Raw genomic sequence first — 21,497 nt, 5'->3', positions numbered from 1 at the left:
AATTTTTGAAGCACAAAAGTAAGAGCTACTGATTCATTTTCAGGCATGAGGGTTAAATATTTTGGTGAAAAAGTAATAAAAGCTAACAAAAAGAATAGTTTGAGATCATTTTGCTATTTATATTTAGACTACATTTTTTATTTGACTGGTTTATGGTTGGCTTATTTTTTATTTGGCAATTGGTCTATACAGCAGTTTTCCCCGTTGGGCTAGTGTTTGGCTCTGCTGCGACTAATCAGATTCAGCGTTTCGAAACAGAATTTATTATTATTAATCATCCAAATGAGTTCTTGCTAGGGTGGTTTGGCAATGAAATCAGGGCGACTTCTTCCCGAATTTATCAGGCAAATGGTTTTGGAAGAAATGGAAGCAGAGCGTTGGCTGTACAACCGATTTCTACTTTTGATGGGGAAATTATTATCAGACTTTCTCCATCTGAATTCTCTGATCCTCAAGTGCAATTCTGGGCTAGATCTATGAAAAACGGAACAGGTAATAGAGCTGCTCAGGTTTATTTCAGTTGGAGTAATAGTTTAGAGGGTGAGTATTCAAGTGCAGAATTATTGGGTGTAGAAGCTGAATTCGCAAATGAAGATCAGGATTTCAGGAATTTTGAACTTGATATGCCTGATCGCTTTTCTGGGGATATAGAAGTTTATTTAAAACTGGAAATAAAGTATGGCGCAGGTTCTGGCTCTTGTGCAAAATGGTTGATGGATGACTTTGAGTTTGGGGAATTTGTAGTGGATAAAATACCCCCAAAGATTACAAAGGTTCGTGGATATGATGAGAAACAAATTGAAATTCAGTTTGATGAAGCGGTAGATCCAGTGTTTTCTGAGTTTGCCTTTAATTATAGCCTGAATGAAATAGAACCATCATTTGTGAATAGGAAATTGGATTCTTTGGTGTATTTAAGTTTTGATGAAAAGCTTGAGCATGGGAAAAGGTATGAGTTGATGGTCTCCAAGGTTCCAGATCTGGAAGGAAACTTTTTAAAGGACACAGTGATTTCTTTTCAGTTTTTCGATCCGACTTTTATTCCTTCCAAAACGCTTGTGATCAACGAAATTATGCCTGCTCCGAAAGCAGATCTTGACTTGCCGAATGTGGAGTTTGTGGAAGTTTTTCATGCAGGCGAATATCCTATTAGGCTTGAAGGGTTGTCATTTTCTAACTCAAGATCTACTGTGGTTTTGCTGGAGGCATGGATTCAGCCAAGTGAGTTTTTTCTTTTTGCTCCGGAAAATCAAGCTTCAGAATTGAACGAATATGGAAGGGTGATTCCACTTAAGAATTGGCCAACACTTTTGAATTCAGGCGATCAATTGTGGTTGAAAGATGATCGAGGAAGTGAAATCGACATGATTTCTTATGCAACGGGCAGTTGGGGAGGTAGCGAATTTGCTGGTGGTGGGTATAGTTTGGAAGTTGCTAATCCATTCTATGCCTGTGAGCAAAGTGATTTGCTGAAAGCTTCGATAGATCCACTCCGTGGAACTCCAGGTCGGCAAAATTCAGTATTTGATTTATCTCCTGACGGAAGCTTACCGGCCCTAAATTTATTTGAATTCACTTCTTCTAAGAGTCTTCTTCTGACCTTCTCAAATCCGATTTTGGCAGGTTTTGATCAATCAAACTTTAAATTTGAACCAAGCTTGGGGATTGATTCTGTCTTCCATTTATCATCCATGGCAAATTCAGATCCTAGTTTCGGAGGAATTCGTCTTGAATAAGATTTATTATCTCAGTATAAATGGAATTACAGATTGCTCGGGGAATGAATATATCCAAGCTGAGGCTCTGCTACTAGTACTGCCAGTCCAAGCTGCAGATCGGAGATGTGCTTATCAATGAGCTGCTTTTTAATCCCAAAACAGGCTCACCAAAATTCGTGGAACTGGTTAATGTGACGGAGAATTATATGGAAGTCAAGGAATGGATGCTGGCAAATCTCGATGATTCAGGAGAAATAGCACCAGGCGAAAAAAATCAGCGAAGCTTCAGTAATCATTCCACCCCAAGGTTTTCTAGCGATTACCACCAATGTGGATCAATTGAAGCTGGATTTCCCGAAGTCAGCCTTTGGACAAATTATGCAACTATCTGCACTTCCTAGCTATCCGATTGCTGGCCAAACAGTAGTTTTATTGGATTCTGCAGGGGAGGTTGCTGATTCTTTTCTGATTTCAGAAGATCTGCATCATCCGCTTTTGAGGGACCCGAAAGGAGTTTCCTTGGAGCGACTTTCTACAGATTCGCCAGCTTCTTTATCCGCTAATTGGCATTCTGCCTCAGCTATTGAAGAATATGCAACGCCAGGGCGAAGGAATTCTCAGGTGATTTTGGGTGAGTTCGAAGGAGAATTGATTCAAATTGAGCCTGAAGTTTTTGATCCAGAAGGAAGTAATGGTAATACCTTTACGACTATTAAATATGAACTTGATCAAGCTGGATGGATAGGGAATTTTAGGGTTTACTCTACAGCTGGTCAGTTGATGCAGGTATTGGCTCAAAATGAAATGCTAGGTACCTCAGGATTATTTACTTGGTCTGGTACTGACAGTCAAGGAAGGGTAGTGAGGCCAGCGAATATTATGTGCTTTTAGTAGAATTATATGACTTATCCGGTCAGATAAGGACAATTCGTAAAACTATGGTTGTGGCAACAAAACTTTAAATTTTTATATTCACAGCGAAAATTCAAAGGATAAAATAGTATCTTAAGAGGCAAACACCCCAAAATCATGGTCAAAGATCTCATTACCGAAGCATTGCAGACGCTTCATCTGCAACATGGCAAAGACCTCAAAGAGGTTGCCCAATACCTTAAAATGAAATATCGAGTTGAAGTCGGACTATTGGTTCTCCAAAGTCGTCTCAAGAAGGTACTACTTGAGGAAAAAGCCGTCGCATGATGGCTTTTTTATTTTTAGCTGATGAGTTCATGGTCAAATTATAGGAAAAAATATTTTTATGATCTGGAATTTGATAGTGAGTTTTTCCATTCAAGGGTTCCTGTGTAAGACTATTTCTATGAATTGAGCCAGATGTCGAAAGATGGAATTTGTAGTGTTGTGATTATCAGATTTTTGAAAGAACCTTCGGAGATTGCTTTTTCTTTTACTTTTATAAATAGTTATGGGTACATGGTTTCATGTAGATAGGATCTTCTCGCTAACAGCCTTGATTTTTGCTTAAGCTTGAAATTTTCAAGTAAAAGCTGTGTAATGAATCCTTGTAAATCCAACACGTACATGTATTTTAGAGAACTAATTCTAAAAACATCCGTCCCAATACTATTACCTAATTTTAGCTGGCTATGAGCAAGGAAGAAAAGACCGCATATTCTCAGGAAGAATTAAAAGAATTCGAAGTGATCATCTTAAAAAAGCTTGATAGCGCGAAGGAAGAATTACTTTCTTTGAAAGAATCACTCAGTAAGAAAAATGATAGTGGTACGGATTTCACAGCATCCACCTCGAAATTGCTAGAAGATGGTGCGGATACACTGGAACGTGAAAGTCAGAACCAACTGGCGGCAAGACAACAGAAATTCATCTACAATCTTGAAAACGCATTGATCCGTATCAAAAATGGAACATACGGTATTTGCGTAGATACTGGTAAACTTATTGCAAAGGAAAGATTGATGGCTGTGCCTCATACCATGCATTCCATTGAAGCAAAACTCGCTAAAAAGTAAATTTTGGATTTCCTCCATAGGCATATAGAAGCATTGATTTTTTGTGCTCCGGATCCTTTACCCAAGGAGGAGATAGTAAAATGCCTTTCAGAAATGTTTGAGGCTGAAATTCCTGTTGATCATGTTGATGATGCCATTAATGAATTGATAGGGAAATATCAATCAGAAGATTTTTCATTTCAATTGGAGCATTTGGGTGGTGGATATCAGTTTTTGACTAAGCCTGCCTATCAGACTTCCATTGGCATTCTTCTTCGTCAGCAATCTCAAAAGAGATTGTCAACAGCACAGCTAGAAACTTTGTCCATCATTGCCTACAAGCAGCCGGTTACCAAGGGAGATATAGAGCAAATCCGAGGGGTAAATAGCGACTACTCTGTTCAAAAGCTTTTGGAAAAAGAATTAGTGGATATAAAAGGCAAATCCGACGGGCTAGGTAAGCCAATTTTATATGGAACTTCGAGAAAATTTATGGAATACTTTGGCATTAATTCATTAGCTGATTTGCCTCAACCAAAAGATTTTTCTCAACCAGACAACCAAATTGGGGAGGAAAGAGACTAATTGCTTGGCGTTACTTTAGCCAATTGAGCGATCAAATATTTTCTACCAGAATTTACCTCCTCGCATAGCACTCGGGTTCTTCGCGTTTCGCCTTTTTCAAATTCTCTTCCAGAAAGGAAAAACCTGTTTCCTGGCTTCAAATCTGAAAGGAAAATCACATCACAATTGCTGATTTTTTCATCGTATTTACTCATTTCCTTCATGAGAAATAGGTCACGGGACGAGCTGGCTTTGGGGTTACTCATGTGCTTGCGCAAAGGAATGAGTAGGTCTATAGGGAATACCGCCGTTGAGAGTAGAGGTAGCATTAATTGCTGAAAAATAGCTTTCCATTCCATACCATGGGGCGTGATAGATTGGCCATACCGTACATAGGCATGAAGGTGGGCAACTTCATGAATGTAAGTCAGGAGAAACTGGTACGGGTTAAGATCCGCATTGATGGTGATAGTTTGGATTGTTCTATCGGAGCGAAATCTAAAATCTCCCAATTTCGTTTTTCGGGAAGCAGTGGTTTGAAATGAAAATTGTTCTTTTGTCCAAAGATCCACAGCATAATTGACTGCAGATAAAGGAATTTTTTTTAATAGGATTTGCCTCAGGGATTCTGCTAAAATCATTGTGAAAAATACAAAAAAAAGAGCCCCGACATGCGGGGCTCAATACATTTAGGAAGGGAAGAATTATTGAGCAGGCTCAACAACTTCAACAGTCTCTTCTACTACTACTGTAGTATCAGCTTCGATGATGATTTCTTCCTCAACAACTGGCTCTTCAACTACCTCGATAGTCTCAACAGTTTCTTCTTTAACTTCTTTGTTACCGCATGAAGCTACAGCGAACATGCTAGCGATTGCGAAAATTGCAAATACTTTTTTCATTTTTTGTGGTTTTCTTAATTACACTGCAAATGTATTACAGTTTTCATCAATAAAACAATAGCCCGTTTAAATATATTTTATTTGTTTTTGTAAATTATTTTTACAGGAACTCCCTCGAAATCAAAGTTTTCGCGAAGTCTGTTTTCCAGGTATCTTGTATATGGTGATTTGATGTACTGGGGTAAGTTGCAGAAGAATGCAAACACCGGATTTTTGGTAGGAAGCTGAGTAGAATATTTGATTTTTATATACTTTCCTTTCCAAGCTGGCGGAGGATATCTTTCGATCTCAGCTAGCATGACATCGTTCAGTTTGGAAGTTGGGATGCGTCGAGTTTTATTCTCGTAAACTTTCACAGCTAACTCAATTGCCTGAAAAATCCGTTGTTTTTCAACTACTGAAGTAAAGATGATCGGGATCCATTTGTTTTCACCTAATTTCTCTAACATATCATCTTTGATCTTGCCCATGGTTTTATGATCTTTTTCGATCAAATCCCATTTATTCACCATGATCATCACGCCTTTGTTATTCTTAATTGCGAGAGAGATCAGGTTCATGTCCTGTGCTTCCAACCCTCTGGTAGCATCCACCATGACAATTACCACATCTGATTCTTCCAATGTTCTTAATGAACGCATAACCGAGTAGAATTCTACATCTTCAGTTACTTTGGATTTCTTTCGGATTCCAGCTGTATCTGTTATTATGAAATCCTGTCCATAAAGCTGATAGCGAGTGTGTATAGAATCTCTTGTGGTACCTGCTTCATCCGTTACTATCGAGCGGTCTTTGCCGATCAAGGCATTTAAGAAAGACGATTTTCCAGCATTTGGTCTACCTAGAATTGAAATCTTAGGGGTGTCAGCATCTGGATCTTCTATTCCTTCGTCTTCGAAGTGGGTGATTACCGCATCCAAAAGCTCCCCAGTACCACTACCACTTGCAGAAGCAACTGGATAAACCTCGAAGTCACTTACACCCAAGGCATAGAATTCGTGCATGGCAAAGCTTTTTTCTTGATTATCTGCTTTGTTTGCTACGACATAGATGGGCTTCTTGCTGGAGCGAAGTTCTTTTGCAAACTCGCTATCCAGATCTGTTAGTCCTGTGTGACAGTCAACTATAAATAAAATCACATCAGCTTCTTCTATAGCAAGTTTTACCTGCTTACGGATCTCAGCTTCATACATATCCTCAGAGCCTGTCACATATCCTCCTGTGTCAATCACTGAGAAAAACTTTCCAGCCCATTGCGCATGTCCGTAATGACGATCACGTGTTACACCACTCATATTATCTTCAATCGCCTTTCGTTCTTCTACTAGTCGGTTGAAAAGAGTGGATTTGCCCACGTTAGGGCGTCCTACTATCGCTACTATATTTGCCATGATTAGGTTGGGTCGTACCCAAATTTTTTCAGTTTCAATTTATTTTTTCTCCAGTCTTGCTCCACCTTCACGAAGGTTTCAAGGAAGACTTTCTTGCCGAAGAACTTTTCTAATTCTTCTCGGGCTTGTATTCCCACTTTTTTCAGCGCAGCGCCTTTATCACCTATGATGATTCCTTTCTGACTATCTCTTTCTACATAAATAATAGCCCGGACGCTGATAATATTTTTTTTCACCTTAAAGTCTTCGATGGAAACTTCAGAACTGTAAGGGATTTCCTTTTTATAATTTTCGAAGATTTTCTCGCGGATAATCTCAGAGGCAAAGAACCGCTCAGATCTATCGGAAAGTTCCGCTTTGTCATAAAATGCAGGGTGTTCTGGAAGCCTATCCAGAATCTCTTGCATGATTTTATCCGTATTGAATTTTTCTCCGGCAGAAATTGGAATGACTAGCTCAGACTTGATTCTTGAAGTCCAATAAGCTGTAACCTCTTCCAACTGACCGGGTTTGGCTAAGTCGATTTTGTTGACTACCAGCAATACAGGAACACCAGATTCGTTGATTTTCTCAATCACATGCTCGATATCAGCATCTGTTTCGTAAAGATCGGTTACAAAAAGAATGATGTCAGCATCTTCCAGGGAGATGTTGACAAAGCTCATCATGTTCTTCTGAAGCTCATATTGTGGTTTCAGCATACCTGGAGTATCAGAAAACACGATCTGATAATTATCGGAGTTAGTCAGTCCAATGATTCTGTGTCGAGTCGTCTGAGATTTGGAGGTGATGATTGATAGTCGCTCCCCTACAAGGATATTCATCAATGTAGATTTGCCCACATTTGGTTTTCCTATGATGTTGACGAAGCCTGCTTGATGTTTTGGTATATCCATTGTAGAAATTTTTTACAAAGGTACTTGATTTTTAGATACTACTTACTTTTTTGGGGGTTTGGCAAAATAAAATTTGGCTTTAAAATGGTGTTTTTATGGCGATGATTATGACTTAGGTAATTGATTGAATGATAAACAGCTGAGAGGTTTGCTGGTAGCATACACTAGCTAAGAATGGTGTTTCAATCCATACCTAAGAGAATGGCTATCGAAATATTTTTCTTGTGAAGAGTTTGCTTTCCAAAAATAAAGGCCTACTTTTGTATCACAATTAGCCGAAAGGGCAGATTTAGATAAGAAAAAGAAGCTTTTTGCTTTAAAAATATATCGCGGGATGGAGCAGTTGGTAGCTCGTCGGGCTCATAACCCGAAGGTCACAGGTTCGAGTCCTGTTCCCGCTACTTGGTAACTCCGGACAATGTAAAAATTGTTCGGAGTTTTTTGTTTTTCAGGGGTTTAGCATTATTTCGAATCTATTTGATTCTGTTAAATTCGGATGATTTTGTCCCAGTTTTTGTCCCAGATATTGTCCCAGTTTTTGTCCCAGTTTTTTATAATCTTTTTGCTTCGCTCTTTATTGTGACTATTTTGGGGCATGATTGACATCAAAATTTCTGCTGTGTTGAATCCTAAAGCGATTCCCTCTTCAGGTGGACAGGGGATTTATTTGTGCATAAATTGGAAAGTTCGACATTACATTAATCTCAAACTTGAGAAAATTCCTAAAAATGCTTGGTCAGGCAAACCAACCAAATGGGTGAATAGCCAATATCAGTATGCTGAGTTTCACAATAGGGTAATCGCTCGGGAGATTCATAGACTCAAAGGGATTATCCAGGATTTTTATAAACGAAACGAAGTACTGACTGCGGAAAAGTTGAAGAATATTTATCTGGTAAAATATCAAGGGAAAAAGTTGAAGGGTGTGAATGGTGTTCATGCTCCTGGTGCTAGTGATAAAGTTTCCGAATTCATTGATTATTCGATCAACTTTGGAGCTACTTCCAAAAAGGTAGCTGGAACAAAGAAAGTATATGTAACTCTGAGAAAACTTATTGAATCTTACAAAAAGACCTCTGTCATGGCCGATGTTGACGAAAACTATGTGTTGGAGTTTGTGGATTTCATGAGAAGTGATCAGACAGAAATCAATTCAGATACCACGTTAGCGAAGTATGTAGATCGCTTGAAGGTTATCTATCGAGAATACTGTGACCAGTATGCAATCCCGTTTAGGAAGAGAATTTTTGAAGGAATTGATATAGATTCCAATAAAAGACCTGAAAAGATCATCTATGTGAATGACGAGCAGTATAAGAAGCTGTTAGAGTTGAAATTCGACCGAAAAGAAAGAAGGCTTGAAATCACCAGAGATATTTTCATTTTGCTGTGCAATACCGCTCTCTATTACAATGATTTGATCGCAATTAGTAATGAAAAGGGATTTGACCGTAATTTGCTGAAGGAAAATCCGAACCACCTTGTGCTTCAGGGTGAGCGAAAGAAAAACGGTGAGGAATTCTGGATCCCTTTGAATGACACTGCTAAGAAGATCGTCAAAAAGTATTATGTCGAGGATGATGAAATGATTTTCCCAAAGAGTGTTGCAATATCTGAACAGAAGTTCAACCAGCATTTAAAAGTCCTGGCAGAAATGATTGGCTTTACAGATGTGCTTTCCAATAAAGTAGGAAGAAAGACCTTTGGTACCTGGACTGATCGATTGGGAATGGATGATAATGATATTAGGATGATTTTTGGTCACTCGCCGGGATCGGTTTTAAAAAAGTATTATACTGAACGAAGGACGGTTGAATCCTACAACAGAATTCTTTCTTTCATTCAAAGGTGATTATGCAAAAGAAGAGCAAGCTGGCTATCAAACATTATCATGGCAATGAGCTGGAAAAGATAGGCAAATCTGCCACTGGATTTCCGCTGTACGTCATGGTTCGATACAAGAATGTCAAAACCAAATTTGCTTCTAGAATCGGGATGAAATTTGTAAAGGTTCATGATGGTGATCTTGGTGCTTTAAATCGAGAAGTATCCAGAATCATTGAGGAGGAAGTTAAGTATATTGAGATGCTTCGGGATTACTTTGAGGATTCTTTGGAAGTAGAGTTTACGCCATCTATGATAGTGAATGAAGCCTATGAAAAGGTAACTTTGGAAAGAGTCGTTGACTATTTTGATTCCATTTTTGAGGATAGAGAGGTAAAGGAGATCCTTTGGAATATCAATCAGGATTTAGCTGAGTTGTATGAAGTGGCTGGTCCCGTTCGGTTCTTGTCGGCTTTACGTTATTTGGATTCGACGCTTTTTAGTAGGATTATGAATATTCCAGAGGTTAAGGAGGTCTTTGACTATTATTTGGAGTACAAGTCTCTTAATTGGCCTGAGGTGACTAGGCTGCAAGTCAGGATGGCAGATGAAGAAGGAGAAAGAGTCTCTTCTAAATTACGAAAATGGCTAGATGAGAAATTTGATGCAGAAATGCACCATTTCTATCATTTGAAGGCTATAAATATTTAAATGTTAAAAAATCGGACACTAGTGTCCGATTTTATATTTTTTGCTTATATTTGAGTAAATCAAACTCAAATCAAGATGAATCAAGACACTTTTATTCCGTTTTCAGCTGTTAGCCAAAAATGGCTTGAAGAGAAGTTCAACAAACTGGAAGAGAAAATTGCAAATATGAGTTCGGGGACTTCCGATAAGTCCATAAAAAACGAATGGCTCTCACTTCAGGAATTCATGGAGGCAACAGGTGTGAAATCCCATTACTCCATTTCCAAAATGGAGTCCGTTTCTGAATCTAGGGGAGAGGAATTCCGCTCTATGTTCAGAGGGAAAAGACGCTTTATCCACCAGAGAGAGGTAGAAAGATTTTACGCTGGAGAGTTTGAAAATTAAAAAGGAAAGGACGGCCATCCTTTCCTTTTATTGAAAAAGCCAGTGGGCAGTTCCAAGTTGTCTTTTAACCTTCTGTAATTAAAAGTGTGTACTAAATTGGTAAAACTTTCAATCAAAGTCAACTTAGGCAAGACTGATCTCCCAACTTTTTCATCTCTCACCATTCAGCACCAATCCTTGGTGATCAACTGATCAATCAATTTATTCTTAAACAATTAATTGCAGCATTGGGAAATAATGTTGCCTGGAATATTAATGCCAAAAAGTATGACCTTATTAAATCAAGAATCTAATTCTAATGCACCCAGAAATGGTGAATTTTTAACCATCAAATCCGCTAACCAGTGGATCGATGAAGCCAAAAGCAAACCAATCCCCAAAAAGATATTTGGCCCATTTTGGTATGAAGAAGAGCTTTGTATCCTCTTTGCCGATACAAATCAGGGTAAATCTCTGCTAGCTGTTCAAATCATTGATAGTGTGACAAAGGGAATTTCGACGCTAGACCTGGAAATGGAGCTTCCTGAATCCAAAGTGATTTACTTTGATCTTGAATTGACAGCCAAGCAATTTGAAATGCGATATGCTCAACACGATAAGGATAAAGACATCTTGTTTGACCATTTCGAATTCAGTGAACAATTTTTAAGAGCTGAAATCAATCCTTATGGTTATGATGTATCGGTAGAGGATTACGAATCCTTCCTCTTTCGTGAGATTGAAAGCCAAACCACTGAGTCCGGAGCAAAGATCCTGGTGATTGATAATCTGTCCTGTGTCATTTCTGACAACGAAAAAGCAAAAAATACTACTCCATTTCTCATTCGGCTTAATAATCTAAAGAAGATGTATGGATGGTCGATCTTGTTAATTGCCCATACTCCCAAGAGGAATTTATTTGCTCCCATCAGTAGGAATGACATTCAGGGAAGTAAGAGCTTTATCAATCTTATCGATTCCTGCTTCGCAGTAGGGGAGAGTCAAAAAGATCCTTCGATTAAATATCTGAAACAGATTAAAGTCCGGTACGGAGCATTTCAATTTCCATCTGAGAATGTAGTGGTATGCAAAATCGGTAAGGAGTCTAATTTCAGCTCCTTTAAATTTTTAGAATATGGAAAAGAGTCAGAGCATCTCAGGCACTTCGATGCAGCTGACAAGGCCCAGGTAAAGAATAAAGCTTTTGAACTGAAAAAGAGTGGCTATTCAAATGTGAAAATCGCCCTGAAATTAGGTGTATCAGAAGGTGCAGTGCGAAAGTGGCTGAAACAGGCTGAAATAGAGGAATAGATGGATTCGAACAAATCGTACTGTACGAGGGGTACGAGGTGTGCGAACCGTACGAATTCCTATGCCTCCTACCCTTCTTTTTCTTTTTGATGTATTTCTATCAAATATCAGCAAAAGAGAAAAAGCTACTGATTTCAAGTGGCTGTAAATCAACTGTCTTTTTCAACTAGTGAAAACACTTAACACAAATCGAACCATGAATTATTCTGATTTAAAACATGAGGTAAGTAGAATCAAAAGAGACTATTCAATTATAGATTACTTCCAGGGCTTAGTGAGTGCCGGAGCACTAAAATATGAAGGAATGCAAGGAAAGGAGCATTTCTTTGGTTTTCTCTCACAGAGGACCGGCTCCATTGCGGTGGATCATCGAACCAATGTGTGGTATGATCATGCTGCAGGAAGAGGAGGGGATGTTTTGGAAGCTGTTCAGGTTTTCGAAAATAAAACCTTTGCCCAGTCAGTTGAGCAACTCTCTGATTTACCAATAAAGAGAATAGTGGTTCCAAAGAATCAGCCCAAAGCTGCCCCGAATATTAAGATTGAAAGGGTGAAGAAGGTTTCTCATCCGGCTTTGTTGAATTATATACGATCCAGAGGACTAGACCCTGGTGAGATTTCGGATTTCGCTAAGGAAGTACATTGGGAAAATAAAGGGAAGAAGTACTTCGCTGTAGGTTTTCCCAATGAATCTGGTGGATGGGTATTAAGATCTTCCATTTTCAAAGGGAATATTCTAGGAGGAGGTATTTCTATTCAGGTTCTTGGAACTCCTGAAAGGATCAAAATCTTCGAAGGTTGGTTTGACTTTCTGAGCTATCTGAAGCTCTCCGGAGCAACTGATTTCAAAGCCATTATTTTAAACAGTACTGCCAATCTGAAATTAAGCCTGATCCTGGATGTTTTGGCAGAATGTGAGGTGGTGGATCTTTATTTGGATAATGATGCCACTGGTGAGAAGTATACGAACTTTTTCATGAAAGCAGCCCAATTATACCATTATTGCCGTAGCAATGCAATTTCCACTGATTGGGACTTGAAGATGCTAAAGGGCAGCCGAGATAAATTTGGAAAGCTGATATCAACTCTCAAAATCAGCTCTAGAGATGTTGAAGGAATATGGAGGTTCCAGACAGAAGTCACCGATCAAAGGTATCGATATAAGGAATTTGAGGATGTGAATGAGTTTTTAATGTTTTGTGTTGAAAGAGAAAATCAGACAGGAGTTAACAAGTGATACATTAAATTTTTCTCGTTTTTAATGCAAAAATACCCAGTGCAGGGTATTTTTTTTCTTTGAATTTATCCTTTTCTTGACATTGGTATTTAGTTAAAAAATGAATCTCTACGATAGTCTTATTGTTGGAAATGATCATCAAAACGTAATGATCCAGATTTAGAAAGTCAAAAAAAGCCGACTTTTTCAACCCATTCGAGCTTAAATCCTGAAAAAGTTAGATTTCTTCTAAAGCTGAGGTCAAAAGAAAATTACCAATTGTGAATAAGTGCTCATTTTGAAGATTAATGGAATTTTATGGCCGATGTAAAAGAAGAAAGAATCGTTAAAGACACCACAACTTTCACTGAGTACAATTATATAGATTCTGAACTTGGCATAGATCAGAGATCGAAAATTCTATATAAAAAGAAAGATTTAGAAGTTCACTATCCAAGAGCTTTTGAGGGAGGGCAAAAATACAAAACCATTGAAAAATTTTCTTTTATTGGGTTTAAAGGGAAACTTCCAATTGGTGTAAATAAGTCAGTTACTTTCGGATATGGATTTACTAAACGTTTAAAACCTTTTTCAAAATTCTTAGATTCTGATCATTCATTTAAAGAAGTAATTATAGAAAAAGATGGTAAAACTAAAATAGACTTAAAGGCTCAAAAACTATATTTAAATCAGAAAAATTTACAGACTTTAAATGATAGTTTTGACAGTGTGTTTAAAAAAAATAACAATGATGTAGAGGCTGTTTTAAATAATGTTTTACATGATTTGTTTCCAAAAGATATTGATAAGCCCGAAGCAAGTTATATCCCTAATACCATTGCAACCTCTCTGTTAAGTTGGGGAAAATCTTTAGACGAATTTTCAAGTAGAGATAAAATAGCGATCATTGAGCTTTTTAAAAGCCTTTCTCTGACAAACGACTTCTTGACAGAAGAATCTCTAGCTAAAACTAAAGAGATAATTGATAATAAATACATTCAGGAAACTCTTAAGGAATACTGTGAACTAATGAAATTATCAACTGATGGTGATTCATTGGAAAAAAGGTGGCAGGGCTTCCTTAAGCTGCATAGCTGGATATTTTCATCAATTTTCGCTCACCCCATTATTTTGAATAGAGATGAGGCTTATGTTGGGGGTAAAACGATGGATAACAAAAACGGCAAATTCAGCGATTTCCTTGTTAAAAATAGTCTAAGTGACAATGTTTCTTTTTTGGAAATTAAAACCCACAAAACTAGACTTCTAGACAAGTCTGCGTATCGAGGAGATGACGTGTATAGTGTAACTAAAGACCTTTCGGGTTGTATTAATCAGGTACTAAACCAACGTGACAATTTCCAGAAAGAGTTTTATGTGGCACGAGGTAAATCGAAAGAGAACTTTGAGACTTTTAATTCCAAATGTGTTGTCCTAATTGGAAGTATTAATGACTTAACAGAGAAACAGATATACTCATTCGAATTGTTTAGAAGTAATAGTAGAGATGTGGAGATTATCACGTTTGATGAACTACAGAGGAAAATTGAGAGCCTTCAAACTTTAATGAAAAAATAAGGCCTATGACGACTACTCCTCAAAAGATTGGCATTCTTGCCTTTGGATCCTTAATTGATGATCCGGGCGAAGAATTACAAAGTTTTATTGTTGAAAGAAAGGGCGGTGTGATTACTCCATTTAATATTGAATACGGAAGAAAAAGTAGTAAACGAGGAAATGCTCCAACTTTAATTCCTGTCTCAAATGGAGGTCAGAAAGTGGAAGCAACCTTATTGATACTTAAAGAGGGTTTAACTTTAGATGAAGTAAAAGATATGCTTTACAGGAGAGAAACAAATAATGTTGGGACAAATAGGATTTATACTATAAGAAATCAGCCTAATCCTAATCAGTTAGTAATACAAGAGCATACTGATTTAAATGATGTACAGATTTATTTAACTGCGAATTACGGTTGTAATCTTAAAGAAATTACCCCAGATATATTGGCTGATTTAGCCATACAAAGTTTTAATTCCAAAGAAGTTGAAAGAGGAAGAGATGGAATATCTTATCTAAATAACAATATTAACAATAAGATTATTACTCCTTTAACTGAAGGTTTTAGAAGTGCGATTCTTAAAAAGATGATGGCAAATAACTTAGAAGAAATACTAAATGGAAGAATGCGATAAAATACTGTAAATGAGCAATCGTAGGGGGGATATTTTAATTCAGATCCGTACAACATTTAGTTTTGAATGTGACAGGGAGACAATTTCCTTGAAATTCGCTCCTACACTTTTACTTAATTGTTATGCCTAATTAGAGCAACTCATATATGGAAGGAAAGCAAACCGCATTATTTGATGAAAGATTCCTTGAATCGTTTACAGGAACTGGTATAGTAAGTGAACCTAAAATTGCTATTATTGAACTGATAGCTAATTCATGGGACGCTGGTGCCACGAAAGTTGAAATTAAGTGGCCATACGAGGCAGATCGAACATTTTTCATTAGAGATAATGGCCATGGTATGTCCGAAGCTGAATTTGATCAGCGATTCAGGAAACTGGCTTATAATAGACAGAGAGATCAAGGTGTTTTTGCTAAAATTCCTGAAGATAATTCGATTGTATCCAAGCGTACAGCTTTCGGGAAAAACGGTAAGGGAAGATTTGCTGGCTTCTGTTTTGGTTCTTTATTTTTTGTCAAAACATGGAGGTCAAATAATGAGATTACAGTAAAGGTATTCAGAGGTAATGAAGGAGAGATTTTCTTTCAAAAGGTCGATGGCAGGTCTGGTGTTAAAGGGCATGGAACTATTATTTATACCGAAAGTGCAAAAATACCTGGACTTTCAGCTGAACTTATCAAACGAGAAATTGGCATGAGATTTCTGACTGACCCTAATTTTTCTGTAGCAATAAATGGGGAGCGGATAACATTTCTCGACATACCAAAAAAAAATATAAAGGAATTCATCCTGCCTGTTGATAACCTTGGACAGGTAAAACTAATAGCTATTGATACTTTATCAACTGACAAGACATCACATCAACATGGTATTGCCTGGCATGTAAATGGTCGCTTAGTAGGTGAATGCTCATGGAAGGGAACTGGAATGGATCATCTTATTGACGGAAGACGGATTGAGGCTAAGAGATTCATTTTCATTGTGCTGGCTGATCTATTGAATTCTGATAGTAACATACTCCCAGACTGGTCTGGATTCAAAACTGGCAGTGAGAATTTTCAAGAAGTCAACGAGGTTGTGCTGAGGAAAGTTAAGGATTTTGTACTTGACATTTCCAAAGAGAAGAGAAAGGAAACTTTTGATGACATAAAGCTTCAAAACAATCAAACTTTAAAACGTATTGGTTTGATTGGGAAGACCAAATGGAAAGCATTTATTACACAGGTTCAAGAGGAATGTCCATCCATTAATGAATCGGAATTATCTAAACTTGGAACTATTCTCGCAAATTTAGAAGAGTCAGAGTCTCAATTCAGTTTGATTAATACACTATATGAGCTCGATCCAAACCAACTAGATAATCTTAACGAAATCCTTGAAGAATGGAATGTGGATTTGGCTAAATTGGTATTGGATGAGTTGCAGTTTAGGTTAAAATTGTTGGAACAATTAAGAACCAAAGTTCTTTTAAAAGATACAGATGAGGTTCAAGAACTTCAGCCCCTTTTTAAGAAAAGCTTGTGGATTTTTGGTCCGGAGTATGAAACCATTGAATACACTTCGAACCAGGGAATGACTTCAGTAATTCAGAGTTTATATGGTGGGAAGAAGAAAGGTTCAAGAAAAAGACCTGATTTTGCTATTCTAAGTGATAGTACGGTTGGGTTATATTCATATCCCAGATATGATGATGAGGGAGGCGAAATAGGGGTTGATCGTCTTACTATCGTAGAGCTAAAAAAGCCTGGAGTTCCTCTCGGAGCAGATCAGAAAAACCAAGCTTGGGGATATGTAAAAGAACTTACCCGAAAGGGCTATGTTTCTTCAGAGAATAAAATTACCTGCTTTGTGCTTGGATCCGAAATAGACCCATTGGAAGCGCAAGAAACCCGCCAAGGTGGGACAAAAATAGTGCCCTTGCTCTACGATACAGTTGTCAGAAGAGCGAACAGTCGACTATTGAATCTTTATGATAAAGTAAAGAACTCGCCCTTTCTTGAAAACGTGCGTTTAGAAGAGTTGAATGGACAAATGCAATTAATCGAAAAATAAAATGCTATAATTAAAGATATAAATTTTACCTGCTTAAGGCAATTGCTCAATTCAAAGCTACAATTCTTAAATGAGGCAATAGATTTTTTATTTATAAGTTTTGGCATATCTACCCCTTCCCAAACCTCTCCTCCAAAGTCGCAATCATCTTGAGTTTGGAATTCAGCAGTTCACGGTAAAGTTTGTTTTCAGCATTGAGTCTGTCGATTTCTAATTTTAGGTTTTCGATCTGTTTTTGGTCGTCTGCAAACCTTTCTGGACTCCATTCTTGATTTGGGATGATGGTGTCTACCATTTCTCCTTTACCGCTTTCCAGCCAAGTCAAATTCACCCTGTGTACTTTCTTCAGCATGATTTTTATTTTGCCGGAGACGTTGTTTTTTCCTCTTTCTATATCTGAATATCCAGCCTGTGTCAATCCTATGGATGCCCCAAAATCCACTTGGGTCATACCTAAATATTTCCGAATGATTTTTAATCGCTGATTTTCAGTCACTAGTAGTCAGTTTTCACTTTTTTTAAAACTATATAATTTTCAAAAATATCGCAAAACCATATATTTGTATATGTAGATATATTCACACGGAATAGTAAAGTCTGCATCTACAAATTATCCAATTTCTGTGATATATCGTGGTCAGGATCCATTTGTAATTGGAGAAATGAATAGGTTTTCTTTCTTCCCAAATGTTTTCGAAATGGCAATCCTTGACAAATATATGCTTATAAGTGTATTTCAAAACTATTTTACTGTGTTTCTGGAATTTGGTATATGCGTATATCCAGATATATATCCAGATATTCCTATATCTGGATATATCATATAAGTAAGTGCAAAGCTTCAACCCATCAATCTTAAGAGTTGGAATTCAATTTCAAATTTTTATGGTTTTGCGATACGGTGATAGCTTTTGAACCGTTGAATTAGTAACCTGATTTTTGTAGAAAATGAGGGGTGAGGCATCCTTTGCGTGTGCCATGCAAGTTGTGTATTTGTGACACAAATTCTGACGAATTTTTCTCCCAAACACGAACTTGCCCTTTTAGAGATTCCTAACAGAATCATTCAAAATGGAGGGATTTCACCTCGCAACTCGGTTAAATTTTAATAGACTAAAACATGAGAAAATTCTTAGAAGCAGATAGGGCAAAAGTCATTAAAGTGTTAGTGGATTCTTTTGAGGGTAATAAATCTGTTGATTTTGTGGTAGGGAATTCACCGAAAGGAAGGGAAGTATTAATGGAATATAGCTTGGAGAACTGTCTAAGAAATGGAGAAGTCTTCATATCGGATTCTGGAAAATCCTGTGTGCTGATCAAATATTCCACCCAAAAGCAAAAGCCATTGAGTTTATGGCTTTGGGATTTGAAACTTGCTCTGAATGGCATAGGAATTCCAAAGATTCCAAAAGTGTTGAAGAGAGAATCAAGCATAGAAGCAGCGCAGCCGAAAGAGCCATTTTTATATCTCTGGTTCATTGGTGTCGAACCGGAAAGTCAGGGAAAAGGTGAGGGGTCTAGCCTTATGAATTCAGTCCTGGACATTGCAAAGAGGAAAAATCTTCCTGTCTGCTTAGAGACTTCTACAGCGCGTAATTTCAAATGGTATGAGAGCTTTGGATTCTCTGTCTATGAATCATCCAATGAATTTGGATTCCCATTTTATTTCTACAGAAAGGATATGCCATGACAGTATTTGGAACGGAAATGCATTTGGTGACATTTATTTTTGTCGTTTGCGAGTTGCTTTTTTTTGTCTCACAGTTGGTCTTATACCTTCAAAAACCTTCTGAGGAGAATAGAAGATATTACTTAGTACTCCTAGCCCTGTTGATCATTTATAACATCGCAGGAGGGCTTTTTCCAGATCCGGATCTTGCCCTTTCTCTCAAGCTACAGATCAATTTGGCCTATGGTGCTGGTTTTGCAATGGGTGCATATTTCCCATTCTATTTCTACAAGGTTTTCGATTTAGAGGATTTAAGATGGGATGCAAGAATCGGTATTTGGCTTTTTCTTTTTGCTCCCTTCTTTCTGTTCTTTTGTGTCGGGCTTACTTTATTAGATGACCTGCCTACTATCCTTTGGTATGGATTGGCTATTCCTTTGGGCTATGCCATCTATTTGGTCATTAGGATTTTCCTGAGTATTCGAAAAAAATTCAAAGGGTATCAACATTCTTTAGATGCTATTCTGACTTATTCGGCAGCTCTTCCATGGGTATTGCTACCACTTTTCAGCTATGTGGATGCTAGCCAGTTGGTCGAAGTATTGTGTACCAATGGAGGTTTCATATTCATTACTTTTCTGTTCATCCGAAAGATGATTTATGAAAACAGAAAGGTCTTCGAAAAGCTGGATGATATTGACCTAAAGCAGCACATAGATTCTACCACTTTTTTCTCCCAAAGGTGTTCTGAATTAGGGTTGACTAAAAGGGAGTGTGAAGTGGCAGAGCAAGTCTCGCAAGGTCTGACCAGTAAAGAGATCGCTGATGTACTTTGTATCTCTGAAAGAACAGTCAACAAGCACCTTCAGACGATTTACAAAAAATCTGAGAGTAAAAATCGGGTGGAACTGATCAACTCTCTAAACTCCTATTCATAATTCAAATTTTTGGGTGTAAACCCGCTCTCTAGGCATATATGCGTATATATATTTCTATATACGCATATATGCCTATTTGTCATTTTTGCGCATTTCTAGGTATTTTTTTTCACCGCACAATTCCAATTCTTTACTCCTGCTAACACGCAGCCATGGAAAAGAGAAGAGAGAATCTTTCTTGGGTTTCTGTCAGGTTAAAGCCTGAGATCTATACCCAATTAAAAGAGGAAAGTCAGTCACTAAAGATGTCTTTGAGTCAATTGATCAGGATGAAGCTGAGCAGTGAAGAAATCAAAATCATTGACCTCAGTGGGCTTTTGAATTCCATTGAAAAACTGGTCTCTGAACAGGCTCGGGTGAATAATAATATCAACCAATTGGCTAAACATGCAAATACCAATAGGGACAAAATTTCTCCCTCGGTTTTTAAAGATCATACTATGCTAATGTCAAAACATATCGAGCATCGAGATTTTATGAATAAGCTTTTGAAACAAATATATAAGGTAATCAGATGAGGGCTAAAATTCTTTCAAGTACTAGCAGCTTCAAAGGTGTGACCTACAACACCAACAAAACCCAAAATGAAAAAGGGGAACTGATGAGGTTGCGCAATTTTGGGTATCTCCAGGACACCAAAGAAATAGGTCCTAATGAGGTGAAAAACTTTCTGATTGCTCATTCCAATCGAAATACCATAGTCAGGGACAAGCAGTTTCATGCGATGATCAGCTGCAAGGAGAGAGAATATACAAAAGAGGAGCTGACTGATATTGCACATGAGTGGGTAGATAAAATGGGGTATGGAAAAAATCCATTTTTGATTGTTTTCCATAAGGATACGGCCAATAACCATGTCCATATAGTGTCCTCAAGAATTGATAAGGAAGGAAAGAAGATCAACGATTCTTTTGAAAGAATAAGAGCACAGGAAGCGATCAATGAGATCATGAGGTTGAATCCGAAGCAGGAGGCCAATAAAGCTTCTGATACGCTTCGGGAATTCAGTTTCAGTACTAAGGCTCAGGGAATGTTGCTCTTGGAGAATCTTGGATACAAGCTCAAAGAAAAGGATCAACAACTAATTTTGATTAAGTACGGATCAGTCCAGGGGCGAATCCCTATTTCTGAGATCAATCAAAAGCTCCAATCCTATGAACTGGATAAGACTAGAGCTAATCAGCTAAAAGCAATTCTGGATAAGTATTCTAGAATCTACAAAACTGACCCAACCCCACTATTTGAACCGAAATACGGGAGTATATCAAATAAGCATATCGGATACCGCTCAGATTTAGGGGATTTCCTCTCGGCCAAGTTTGGAGTTCAATTGATTTTTCATGGAAAGGATGCAAAGACACCTTACGGCTATTCTCTTATAGACAGCTCCAATAAGAATGTGTTCAAAGGAAGTGAAGTGTTTCCAATCAAGCGCTTGTTTGAAGCGGGAGGGAAGCAGCAAGAATATCAAACAGGCAAGTCCAAGACCATTGATTTCATTGGAGGTAAAGTAAAGCTAAGATCAGCATTCAACGACTTTTCCACTATCCAGCAAGGGTTAGAACATCATTCACTAAGATTTGAGCGAAGAGAAGGAGATACTTACCTGAAGATCTCACAAGGAGTTGTTTCCACCAAGGATATTCTTCAGCCAAAACAACAGCAAGCTTTGGAAGAATATTTAGACCTATCCGAGGAGCATTCTTCAGGACAAAGCAGGAGGAATTCGACTTGATACCCATTCTACATGTCGCCAATGATGAAGATGATGAGGCTAC

General features: G+C 37.8%; 23 protein-coding genes and 1 tRNA gene. 19 read left to right on the top strand and 5 right to left on the bottom strand.

All coding sequences use genetic code 11. The features are described 5' to 3' along the window. The first annotated feature begins 152 nt into the window (after positions 1-152). The 6 genes from AC0L6R_RS14300 (at position 153) to scpB (ending at position 4,270) form a co-directional block, all read left to right on the top strand. Positions 153-1,736, top strand: coding sequence for a lamin tail domain-containing protein (locus AC0L6R_RS14300; protein ID WP_473271828.1), 1,584 nt, complete (start codon positions 153-155; stop codon positions 1,734-1,736). A gap of 158 nt (positions 1,737-1,894) precedes the next feature. After that, on the top strand, positions 1,895-2,119 hold the full coding sequence (locus tag AC0L6R_RS14295; protein ID WP_473271827.1) for a hypothetical protein: 225 nt from the start codon (positions 1,895-1,897) through the stop codon (positions 2,117-2,119). Then, on the top strand, positions 2,097-2,609 hold the full coding sequence (locus AC0L6R_RS14290) for a hypothetical protein (RefSeq protein WP_473271826.1): 513 nt from the start codon (positions 2,097-2,099) through the stop codon (positions 2,607-2,609). Before AC0L6R_RS14295 ends, AC0L6R_RS14290 begins: the two co-directional genes overlap by 23 nt. A 138-nt stretch (positions 2,610-2,747) precedes the next feature. After that, positions 2,748-2,918, top strand: coding sequence for a hypothetical protein (locus tag AC0L6R_RS14285; RefSeq protein ID WP_283412390.1), 171 nt, complete (start codon positions 2,748-2,750; stop codon positions 2,916-2,918). A 404-nt stretch (positions 2,919-3,322) separates the two neighbouring features. Further along, a complete protein-coding gene (locus AC0L6R_RS14280; RefSeq protein ID WP_283412391.1) occupies positions 3,323-3,706 on the top strand; it encodes a TraR/DksA family transcriptional regulator in 384 nt (127 codons plus the stop codon). 3 nt (positions 3,707-3,709) lie between these two features. Then, positions 3,710-4,270, top strand: coding sequence for an SMC-Scp complex subunit ScpB (scpB, locus tag AC0L6R_RS14275; RefSeq protein WP_283412392.1), 561 nt, complete (start codon positions 3,710-3,712; stop codon positions 4,268-4,270). Here the strand turns inward: scpB and AC0L6R_RS14270 are convergent. The 4 genes from AC0L6R_RS14270 to era all read right to left on the bottom strand — a co-directional run bounded on the left by AC0L6R_RS14270 (position 4,267) and on the right by era (position 7,438). After that, on the bottom strand, positions 4,267-4,821 hold the full coding sequence (locus tag AC0L6R_RS14270) for a SprT-like domain-containing protein (RefSeq protein ID WP_473271825.1): 555 nt from the start codon (positions 4,819-4,821) through the stop codon (positions 4,267-4,269). The two genes, scpB and AC0L6R_RS14270, sit on opposite strands and share 4 nt — an antisense overlap. Before the next feature lie 132 nt (positions 4,822-4,953). Beyond that, the gene (locus AC0L6R_RS14265) at positions 4,954-5,151 is read right to left on the bottom strand and encodes a hypothetical protein (protein WP_091692326.1); all 198 of its coding nucleotides are present in this window, start codon (positions 5,149-5,151) and stop codon (positions 4,954-4,956) included. Between the two features lie 77 nt (positions 5,152-5,228). Beyond that, positions 5,229-6,542, bottom strand: a complete 1,314-nt coding sequence (gene der / locus AC0L6R_RS14260) for a ribosome biogenesis GTPase Der (RefSeq protein ID WP_283412394.1) — start codon at positions 6,540-6,542, stop codon at positions 5,229-5,231. A gap of 2 nt (positions 6,543-6,544) precedes the next feature. After that, complete coding sequence (era, locus tag AC0L6R_RS14255) at positions 6,545-7,438, bottom strand: GTPase Era (protein WP_283412395.1); 894 nt, start codon at positions 7,436-7,438, stop codon at positions 6,545-6,547. 328 nt (positions 7,439-7,766) lie between these two features. Here era and AC0L6R_RS14250 point away from each other — a divergent pair. The 9 genes from AC0L6R_RS14250 to AC0L6R_RS14210 all read left to right on the top strand — a co-directional run bounded on the left by AC0L6R_RS14250 (position 7,767) and on the right by AC0L6R_RS14210 (position 17,112). Further along, a tRNA-Met gene (locus AC0L6R_RS14250) sits at positions 7,767-7,839 on the top strand. A 194-nt stretch (positions 7,840-8,033) separates the two neighbouring features. Further along, the gene (locus tag AC0L6R_RS14245; protein WP_473271824.1) at positions 8,034-9,290 is read left to right on the top strand and encodes a tyrosine-type recombinase/integrase; all 1,257 of its coding nucleotides are present in this window, start codon (positions 8,034-8,036) and stop codon (positions 9,288-9,290) included. Between the two features lie 2 nt (positions 9,291-9,292). Next, the gene (locus AC0L6R_RS14240) at positions 9,293-9,973 is read left to right on the top strand and encodes a hypothetical protein (RefSeq protein ID WP_473271823.1); all 681 of its coding nucleotides are present in this window, start codon (positions 9,293-9,295) and stop codon (positions 9,971-9,973) included. A 75-nt stretch (positions 9,974-10,048) separates the two neighbouring features. Beyond that, positions 10,049-10,357 carry a hypothetical protein gene (locus tag AC0L6R_RS14235; protein WP_184495498.1) on the top strand — a complete coding sequence of 103 codons (309 nt, stop codon included), beginning with the start codon at positions 10,049-10,051 and terminating at the stop codon, positions 10,355-10,357. Between the two features lie 267 nt (positions 10,358-10,624). Next, complete coding sequence (locus tag AC0L6R_RS14230) at positions 10,625-11,647, top strand: AAA family ATPase (protein WP_473271822.1); 1,023 nt, start codon at positions 10,625-10,627, stop codon at positions 11,645-11,647. A gap of 169 nt (positions 11,648-11,816) precedes the next feature. Continuing rightward, complete coding sequence (locus AC0L6R_RS14225; RefSeq protein WP_473271821.1) at positions 11,817-12,884, top strand: toprim domain-containing protein; 1,068 nt, start codon at positions 11,817-11,819, stop codon at positions 12,882-12,884. Between the two features lie 297 nt (positions 12,885-13,181). Continuing rightward, on the top strand, positions 13,182-14,441 hold the full coding sequence (locus AC0L6R_RS14220) for a Shedu immune nuclease family protein (RefSeq protein ID WP_473271820.1): 1,260 nt from the start codon (positions 13,182-13,184) through the stop codon (positions 14,439-14,441). Positions 14,442-14,446: 5 nt separating this feature from the next. Beyond that, the gene (locus AC0L6R_RS14215; protein ID WP_473271819.1) at positions 14,447-15,058 is read left to right on the top strand and encodes a hypothetical protein; all 612 of its coding nucleotides are present in this window, start codon (positions 14,447-14,449) and stop codon (positions 15,056-15,058) included. 146 nt (positions 15,059-15,204) lie between these two features. Further along, positions 15,205-17,112 carry an ATP-binding protein gene (locus tag AC0L6R_RS14210; protein WP_473271818.1) on the top strand — a complete coding sequence of 636 codons (1,908 nt, stop codon included), beginning with the start codon at positions 15,205-15,207 and terminating at the stop codon, positions 17,110-17,112. 109 nt (positions 17,113-17,221) lie between these two features. Here the strand turns inward: AC0L6R_RS14210 and AC0L6R_RS14205 are convergent, their stop codons facing one another. Further along, positions 17,222-17,608 (bottom strand): helix-turn-helix domain-containing protein, encoded by a 387-nt coding sequence (locus tag AC0L6R_RS14205; protein WP_473271817.1) that lies wholly within the window; start codon positions 17,606-17,608, stop codon positions 17,222-17,224. 624 nt (positions 17,609-18,232) lie between these two features. On the opposite strand from AC0L6R_RS14205, the gene AC0L6R_RS14200 reads away from it, so the two are divergent. The 4 genes from AC0L6R_RS14200 to AC0L6R_RS14185 all read left to right on the top strand — a co-directional run bounded on the left by AC0L6R_RS14200 (position 18,233) and on the right by AC0L6R_RS14185 (position 21,454). Further along, positions 18,233-18,802, top strand: coding sequence for a GNAT family N-acetyltransferase (locus tag AC0L6R_RS14200; protein ID WP_473271816.1), 570 nt, complete (start codon positions 18,233-18,235; stop codon positions 18,800-18,802). Then, entirely contained in the window at positions 18,799-19,719 is a 921-nt protein-coding gene (locus AC0L6R_RS14195) for a helix-turn-helix domain-containing protein (RefSeq protein ID WP_473271815.1), read from the top strand. Before AC0L6R_RS14200 ends, AC0L6R_RS14195 begins: the two co-directional genes overlap by 4 nt. Before the next feature lie 152 nt (positions 19,720-19,871). Further along, complete coding sequence (locus tag AC0L6R_RS14190) at positions 19,872-20,237, top strand: plasmid mobilization protein (RefSeq protein ID WP_473271814.1); 366 nt, start codon at positions 19,872-19,874, stop codon at positions 20,235-20,237. After that, on the top strand, positions 20,234-21,454 hold the full coding sequence (locus AC0L6R_RS14185; RefSeq protein WP_473271813.1) for a relaxase/mobilization nuclease domain-containing protein: 1,221 nt from the start codon (positions 20,234-20,236) through the stop codon (positions 21,452-21,454). Before AC0L6R_RS14190 ends, AC0L6R_RS14185 begins: the two co-directional genes overlap by 4 nt. Positions 21,455-21,497: the final 43 nt, after the last annotated feature.

Source organism: Algoriphagus sp. 10J20-15, from assembly GCF_055809615.1.
Note: the sequence above shows the minus strand (reverse complement) of the source record. Positions and strands in the feature narration are given on the sequence as shown.